This window comes from Romboutsia weinsteinii (assembly GCF_002250835.2).
Lineage (GTDB): Bacteria > Bacillota > Clostridia > Peptostreptococcales > Peptostreptococcaceae > Romboutsia_A > Romboutsia_A weinsteinii.
In genome coordinates this window covers 1-6,822 of sequence record NZ_NOJY02000095.1, presented here as the reverse complement: position 1 = coordinate 6,822, position 6,822 = coordinate 1, and the positions used below count along the sequence as shown (strand labels likewise).

Below are 6,822 nucleotides of genomic sequence, written 5' to 3'. Positions count from 1 at the left end.
ACTGTATACCCTGCATGTGGAAGTGATAATTCTGCTATTGAACTTACTTGCCTAGAGCTAGAAGAATATTCGGGATGTTATAGATGGATAGATGTATGTAAGTAATATAGAAGGATTACATTTTACAGAAATTGGGTATGTGATATAATGTATAAGTCAATTAAGATAGACAAAGGAGACAGTATGGATAAGAGCAAAATTAAGATAATAATATTTATAAACTTTATAACATTGGCTACATTTAATATGGCTCACCCAGTGACACCTACGTTAATTAATGAATTAAGATTACCATCATATATGTTTGGGGTGTTATACTCAACTATGGCAGTTGCACAATTTGTTATGGCACCTATATGGGGATCTATGTCTGATATTAAAGGACGAAAATTATTCTTAATAATCGGTGTAGTTGGATATGGAATAAGTCAATTAGGTTTTGGATATGCACAAAGTACAAGTTTGATACTTTTATTTAGAATACTAGCGGGTGCGTTTTCAGTAGGGTTTATTACTGCATCAACAGCGTACATTAGTGATGTTTCAAGTAAAGAAGAGAGAGTAAAGTATATGGCCTATAACACAGCCGCTTTCTCGATAGCTAGTTCTGTAGGAGCTTTATTAGGAGGAAGTATAGGTAGTTTAGGATACAAGTATGCTTTTTTATGGCAGTGTATTTTATCTATGATAGTAGCAGGGGTAATATATATTGTAGTTAAAGAAACTATTTATGAGAGAAGTGGTAAAATTAAAATATATCTTCATCACTTAAAGCCTAGTAAAAAATCAATAGATTTAAGGTCTACTATAGGTATCATGATGATAGTTATGACATTAGTAACTATTGCTACAACATCTTACAACTCAACTATAAACTACTATGTAGAATCAGTTTTAAACATGCCAACGACTGTTAATGGTATGATAATGGCAGTAGCAGGTGTTATAGCCTTAATAATGAACTTATTTGTAAATCCTTACTTAGGTAAAAGATTTGATGAAAAGAAAAGTATAGTGATAGCACTATCAGTAGCAGGACTTACTATAATTATAGCAAGTTTAAGCAGTAATATGATAATAGCATTAGGATTCTTATCAATATTTATAGCCTCAACGGCTTTAGTTACACCAATTCAACAAAGTATAGTATCTAAGTTGGCTAAGAATAATTATGGAGAAATTATGGGGATTCAAGGATCTTTTAAAGCTTTAGGTATGGTAACTGGATCTTTATTATCTGGATTTATATTTGATTATGGCAACAAATTACCATTTATACTAGGCGGAATTTGCTGTATAGTTGCATTTATAGTTTTATCTAAAACAACTTTGGATTATGTAATAGAGAGAGATAGGAGAGATATAATATGATAATAGTAAAAGAAATAAAAGAAGATTATAGGGAAGTGGAATCTATAGTAGAAATGGCCTTTAAAAGTGAAGAACATTCAGATGGAAATGAGCATAACCTAGTAGCTAAGTTAAGAGACAGTAAGGAGTTTGTAGAAGAACTTTCTTTAGTAGCAAAAGAAGAAGGCAAAATAATAGGCCATATTCTTCTAACTAAAATAAAAATAAAAAGTGACAACGATGAATATGAATCATTAGCTTTAGCTCCATTATCAGTTCATCCTAAATACCAAGGCATGGGTATAGGAAGAAAGCTAATTGAAGCAAGTTTCGACAAGGCAAAAGAACTTGGATTTAGATCAGTCATAGTGCTTGGACATGAAAATTATTATCCTAAATTTGGATTTGAGGCAGCTAATAAGTATAGTATAAGAGCTCCATTTGAAGTTCCAGAAAATGTATTTATGGCAAAAGAATTAGTTAAAAATGGCTTAAAAGGTATAAGTGGCACGGTGATATACTCAGATGCATTTTTATAATATTCTAGAAAATAGAAGTGGCGAACTCAGATAGAGTTCGCTGTTTTTGCATGAAATTTTAAAATAAGTAAATTTATATAAAAAATGATACACTTAGATTTAAAAAATTTCCTTCTTTTATTTAAAAATAGTGTAAAATATATAATGTTATTATTGTAAAAGAGAGCAGGTGTAAAATTGTTTAAAAAAGAATGCCAAAGATATAACCTTATATCTTATACAAGTGAAGAAGACTTAACTTTAAAAGAAGTATTATTAGATAAATTAAATTTCTCAGTAAGATCTTTATCAAAAATGAAAAAAGAGAAAAGTGTGTCATTAAATGGAGAATTTAAAAAGCCAAGCGTAAAAGTTAAAAAAGGTGATTTAATAGAAGTTAAAATAGAAGAAGAAATGGCAGATTTTGAGGCACAAGATTTAAACTTAGAAATACTATATGATGATTTTGATATAATTATGGTGAACAAACCTCCATTTATGGTAGTTCATCCAACTAAGAGCCATTATAATGGTACTATTGCTAATGGAGTTACTAATTATATTAAAAATCAAAACGAGCATGTAAAAATAAGATTTGTAAATAGGCTAGATATGAATACATCAGGTCTTGTTATAGTAGCGAAAAATGCATATGCACATCATACTTTATCAGTTGCAATGAGTGAAGATAAGGTTGAGAAAACCTATATAACAGTAGTAAAAGGCACAGTTAAAGAGGATAGTGGAACTATAAATCAACCTATTTATAGACAAGGTGAAGGTAGTATAAAAAGAGTTATAGATGAAAGAGGACAAACTTCAATAACTCATTATAAGGTAATTCAAAGATTAAATGATGCAACAGTATTAGAAGTAAAACTAGAAACTGGAAGAACACATCAAATAAGAGTCCATATGGAGTACTTAGGTCATGGTATAATAGGTGATGAATTATATGGACATGTTGATGAAAACTTGATAGATAGACAGGCTTTACATGCCTATAGTTTAGAGTTTGAGCAACCAAGAACTAAAGAAAAATTACAGTTTAAAGCAAGTTTACCGAAGGATATAAAAGATCTAATAGAGAAATTAAGATAAAATATATTAAACTAAAATATTAAATAGAGGTGAAATTATGATAATTCATAAGTTTATAGTGCACGTATTAGATAAAAATAGTGATGTGCCAATATTAAATGATTTTGAGGGGAAGATAAACCAAGAAGTCGATGGTTTTTTCCAAAAAGCAATAAAGAGAGTTACTAAGGATGATGATTTAAGAAAAGGAATATTTAAGAATTTCAATGATAATGTAGTAAGAAATTGTTGTGAACAAATGATATACGATGAAGATACATTTTTACAAAATTCAAAGGAAATAGCAGCATATTTATTTGAGATAATGAAAATAAATGCAGAAATAGAATCTTGTGACTTAGCAGTGTGTTTATACACTGTAAAAGATGAGAAGTATGTAGCGATATTAAAGTTAGATTATAAGAAGCTTTATACTCACTCAATAGAGTTTGTAGATGACAAATTTAATATTCAAATGGTAGCTAATGAAATAGGCATACCTGAGACTGTAAGACAAAAACAATGTGCAATAATAGGTATAAGCGGAGTTAATGATGAATATCATCTAAGATTATTAGATAAAGATGCTGAAAAAGAAGGATCAGACTCTAAGTATGTATCAGAATTTTTAAATGCAGAGAGAGTTGATGATGATAAGTACAAGACTAAAGTATTTAAAAACACTGCTGAGAATTGGATAACTAATGCATTAAGTAGTGATATTAAGCAAGCAGAAGATGTTCGAAGTGTATTAAACTATACATTAAAAGAAAAGCACGAAATTGATATAAATGACTTTGTAGAAAATTCAATCAAAGATGATGAGTTAAAAGAAAGCTTTAAAGAGCATATGGAAGAGAAAGGTCTAGAAGAAGGATTTAGTATAGATAAGAAATGGGTAGAGAAAAAGTTAAAAAAGAGAAGTATAAAGACTGATAATGGATTTGATATAAAAGGAAACTTATCTGATTTTGAAGATCCAATGAAATACAGTGTAAGACAGAATGAAAATGGAACTATAGATATAGTAATTAAAAATATTACTTTCTATGAAGAGAAATAAATAATACTTACCAGGGCAAGGTTAGTCCTGGTTTTTTTGTGTAAAAAAATATGGACAAGCAATTATAACAAAGTAAAATCATATATAGAACTATGAGGGTTTTAAAATTAGTACATAATTAAGGGGGGATTTTATATGGATGCTTTAAGTGGACTTTTAAGAGGGTTTGATTTTGAAGAAAATAACACGTTATTAATACTTCTTATTGTAGGTGTAGTATTATTTTTACTAATGGGTAATGACGGATTCTGTGATTTCTTTGATCAAGGGAACTCTTTAATATGGATTGTACTAATAGTATTTATTATATTTTTATTTAACAATAATAATGACTGTGATTGCTGTTAATATAGAAAACCGAGCATATGCTCGGTTTTTTTTATACTAATTATTTTCTTCTATAAACTGACAGATATCTCCTACAGTTTTAAAGTTTTCAGCTTGCTCATCAGGTATTTCTATACCAAACTCATCTTCAAGAGCCATTATAACTTCAACAGCATCTAAAGAATCGGCTTCTAAGTCTTCAGCTAAAGATGTTGATAGTGCGATATCCTCTAGATTATCTATTCCTAATTGTTCTGCGATTATTGCTCTAATTTTTTCAAACATAAGTGACCTCCTAAGACAAATTCTTAATTTTAATTGTAGTTTAATATAATAATGAAAAATTTTCAATATGAAAATCAATAAAAGTAATAAACTTTTTTTTTACGAATATAAATTATATATAAATATAAACCTAGGAGGAACTGGTATGAAGTATGTGGGGTTACTATTGTCATCTATTTTTGTATTTCTAATCGTACTTACAAACCTGTATTGTAACTCAGTAACTTTAGATATTAAGCATATTAAAGATTATGTACTTGAGGCAAATATAATACTAGAGGATGTACTGGAAAAAGAAGAGAAGATAACAGAGAAAAAAGGAGAGTATATATCGAGGTTGATGACATTAAAAAAAGGTATGGAGAATTCAAAAACATCATTTTTAGTCAAGGACTTTAAAGAGTATAAGGTAAAATCTATAGAGAATTTGATATATAGCCTATCAGAGGAAAAAAATAAAGATGAATATATAAAAGAGGTATATAAATATAATGAGTTAAGTGGCAAAGAGTTAGATAAATTAATAAATAAGCAATTTATAAAGAGAACTTATTTATCAACTAATACATATACTTAAGCTAGGAGGTATTTTATCTTTTTAGTGATTTAAAGGGGGCAAGGGCATGGCAAAATTAGAAAATACTCTATCCCGTTTATTTGGAGGAAATGGTAACTTCTTTGGCAGCGGTTTTTTAATAATAATAGTTATTGTATTTTTACTATTAGGAACAGACTTATTAGATGATTTTTTAGACGATGATAGTATGTGGGTATGGATCGTATTAATTATACTGTTATTATTTAATTTTGATGATGGATGTTGCTAATAAATATTTTGTTCTAAAAGAAATCTTTATGATTTCTTTTTTTGTTGTATAGATATATCTAAAATAGTTTTGACAAAAAGTAATAAAAAGGAACAATTTTGTACTCTATAACATATTATTTATTAAATAGGTACACAGTTACCTATAAATAATATAGGGGGTATAAAAATGTCAAACGAGCAAAGTTTATCACGCTTCTTTGGAGGATTTGGAACAGGACTATTTGGAGGCGGAAGCTTTATAGTAATACTAATAATAGGTGCAATACTACTTCTAGGTGAAGACCTTATAGAATGGTTACTATGTGATGATATGGCTTTAATATGGGTTATATTAATAATTTTACTATTAACTAATCTAGATTTTGATGGAGGTTGCTGCTGTTAATAAACATTAGAGGGGCTTTTAAGAAGCCTCTTTTTCATGAAAAAATTAAAAAATAATAACACTTTTGAAACTAGAGCATAGTATGGTATAAGAAAGATGTATTCCTATATGACATCTAGGTACTTACATAATATATAGTATTTTCAAGGGGGGAGTTTTAATGAGTAGTAAACTTACTAGAATGTTTGATTGCTTTGGAGGAGGAGGATGGTGGATAATAGTATTATTCTTCCTATTCCTAGCATTCCAAGAGTGTTGGAGTGAAATATGCATAACTGATTGGATTCCATTCTTAATACTATTATTAATTGTTTGCTCATGTGCAGGAGAAGGAAATAGCTTTGGATGTTTAGACAACGATTTTGACTGCGGATGCTAATTAAGAAGTAGTTCAAAAAAAGGAGGTAAGCTTTAGCTACCTCCTTTTTACTTTTTAGTAAGCTCAATATAAAAATATAATACTGTTATAAAAAACTATTATCACAAATTAAGCAACTTGCATATTATATGTTAAGAGCAAAAGCTCAATAAATTTTACAATATCAACAGGAGGTAGCAACAATGTTAGATAGACTATTTGGAGATAATGGATTCTTTGGAGCAGGAGCATGGTGGATAATAGTATTATTTTTCTTATTCTTAGCATTTGGTGATACTTGGTGTGAAATAGACATAATGGCTTGGATACCTTTCCTAATAATATTATTAATACTTTGTAGCTGTGGTGGATGTTTCGAATAGAGTAACAAAATAAGATTTGTTTCATAGTATGTAATATAAGCAATTAGGTAAATGCATTAAAGTGATTGTTAAAATGCAGACAGCTAGTATTTTCATCTGAAGCAAATATATTTACTAATGGGAGGACTATATTATGTTAAGCAGATTTTTTGGAGATAATGGATTCTTCGGAGGAGGAGCATGGTGGATAATAGTATTATTCTTCTTGTTCTTAGCCTTTGGTGACTGCTGGGTAGATATAGAT

11 protein-coding genes are annotated in these 6,822 nt (G+C 29.0%); 10 read left to right on the top strand and 1 reads right to left on the bottom strand.

All coding sequences use genetic code 11. From position 1 onward, the window contains the following. Positions 1-183: 183 nt before the first annotated feature. The 5 genes from CHL78_RS19255 (at position 184) to CHL78_RS19235 (ending at position 4,359) form a co-directional block, all read left to right on the top strand. Complete coding sequence (locus CHL78_RS19255) at positions 184-1,371, top strand: MFS transporter (RefSeq protein ID WP_158540739.1); 1,188 nt, start codon at positions 184-186, stop codon at positions 1,369-1,371. Further along, entirely contained in the window at positions 1,368-1,889 is a 522-nt protein-coding gene (locus CHL78_RS19250; protein ID WP_094367166.1) for a GNAT family N-acetyltransferase, read from the top strand. Before CHL78_RS19255 ends, CHL78_RS19250 begins: the two co-directional genes overlap by 4 nt. A gap of 177 nt (positions 1,890-2,066) precedes the next feature. Beyond that, positions 2,067-2,969, top strand: coding sequence for an RluA family pseudouridine synthase (locus tag CHL78_RS19245; protein ID WP_094367167.1), 903 nt, complete (start codon positions 2,067-2,069; stop codon positions 2,967-2,969). Positions 2,970-3,006: 37 nt separating this feature from the next. Continuing rightward, complete coding sequence (locus tag CHL78_RS19240; protein ID WP_094367168.1) at positions 3,007-4,011, top strand: nucleoid-associated protein; 1,005 nt, start codon at positions 3,007-3,009, stop codon at positions 4,009-4,011. Between the two features lie 135 nt (positions 4,012-4,146). Next, positions 4,147-4,359 (top strand): hypothetical protein, encoded by a 213-nt coding sequence (locus CHL78_RS19235; protein WP_094367169.1) that lies wholly within the window; start codon positions 4,147-4,149, stop codon positions 4,357-4,359. Between the two features lie 36 nt (positions 4,360-4,395). On the opposite strand, the gene acpP is transcribed toward CHL78_RS19235, so the two are convergent. Beyond that, positions 4,396-4,623 carry an acyl carrier protein gene (gene acpP / locus CHL78_RS19230; protein WP_094367170.1) on the bottom strand — a complete coding sequence of 76 codons (228 nt, stop codon included), beginning with the start codon at positions 4,621-4,623 and terminating at the stop codon, positions 4,396-4,398. Between the two features lie 145 nt (positions 4,624-4,768). Here acpP and CHL78_RS19225 point away from each other — a divergent pair, with 145 nt between their 5' ends. The 5 genes from CHL78_RS19225 (at position 4,769) to CHL78_RS19205 (ending at position 6,578) form a co-directional block, all read left to right on the top strand. Beyond that, the gene (locus CHL78_RS19225) at positions 4,769-5,200 is read left to right on the top strand and encodes a hypothetical protein (protein ID WP_094367171.1); all 432 of its coding nucleotides are present in this window, start codon (positions 4,769-4,771) and stop codon (positions 5,198-5,200) included. A gap of 46 nt (positions 5,201-5,246) precedes the next feature. After that, positions 5,247-5,450 carry a hypothetical protein gene (locus tag CHL78_RS19220; RefSeq protein WP_094367172.1) on the top strand — a complete coding sequence of 68 codons (204 nt, stop codon included), beginning with the start codon at positions 5,247-5,249 and terminating at the stop codon, positions 5,448-5,450. A 168-nt stretch (positions 5,451-5,618) separates the two neighbouring features. Then, on the top strand, positions 5,619-5,837 hold the full coding sequence (locus tag CHL78_RS19215; protein WP_094367173.1) for a hypothetical protein: 219 nt from the start codon (positions 5,619-5,621) through the stop codon (positions 5,835-5,837). Between the two features lie 160 nt (positions 5,838-5,997). Beyond that, the gene (locus tag CHL78_RS19210; RefSeq protein WP_094367174.1) at positions 5,998-6,216 is read left to right on the top strand and encodes a hypothetical protein; all 219 of its coding nucleotides are present in this window, start codon (positions 5,998-6,000) and stop codon (positions 6,214-6,216) included. A gap of 182 nt (positions 6,217-6,398) precedes the next feature. Further along, entirely contained in the window at positions 6,399-6,578 is a 180-nt protein-coding gene (locus CHL78_RS19205; RefSeq protein ID WP_094367175.1) for a hypothetical protein, read from the top strand. Positions 6,579-6,822 lie beyond the last annotated feature (244 nt).

Excerpts from the sequence above, each read along its gene's own strand:
- CHL78_RS19210 (WP_094367174.1), top strand. The coding sequence starts at position 5,998 with ATGAGTAGTAAACTTACTAGAATGTTTGATTGCTTTGGAGGAGGAGGA.
- CHL78_RS19240 (WP_094367168.1), top strand. The coding sequence starts at position 3,007 with ATGATAATTCATAAGTTTATAGTGCACGTATTAGATAAAAATAGTGAT.
- CHL78_RS19215 (WP_094367173.1), top strand. The coding sequence starts at position 5,619 with ATGTCAAACGAGCAAAGTTTATCACGCTTCTTTGGAGGATTTGGAACA.
- acpP (WP_094367170.1), bottom strand. The coding sequence starts at position 4,623 with ATGTTTGAAAAAATTAGAGCAATAATCGCAGAACAATTAGGAATAGAT.
- CHL78_RS19255 (WP_158540739.1), top strand. The coding sequence starts at position 184 with ATGGATAAGAGCAAAATTAAGATAATAATATTTATAAACTTTATAACA.
- CHL78_RS19250 (WP_094367166.1), top strand. The coding sequence starts at position 1,368 with ATGATAATAGTAAAAGAAATAAAAGAAGATTATAGGGAAGTGGAATCT.
- CHL78_RS19225 (WP_094367171.1), top strand. The coding sequence starts at position 4,769 with ATGAAGTATGTGGGGTTACTATTGTCATCTATTTTTGTATTTCTAATC.
- CHL78_RS19220 (WP_094367172.1), top strand. The coding sequence starts at position 5,247 with ATGGCAAAATTAGAAAATACTCTATCCCGTTTATTTGGAGGAAATGGT.
- CHL78_RS19235 (WP_094367169.1), top strand. The coding sequence starts at position 4,147 with ATGGATGCTTTAAGTGGACTTTTAAGAGGGTTTGATTTTGAAGAAAAT.
- CHL78_RS19205 (WP_094367175.1), top strand. The coding sequence starts at position 6,399 with ATGTTAGATAGACTATTTGGAGATAATGGATTCTTTGGAGCAGGAGCA.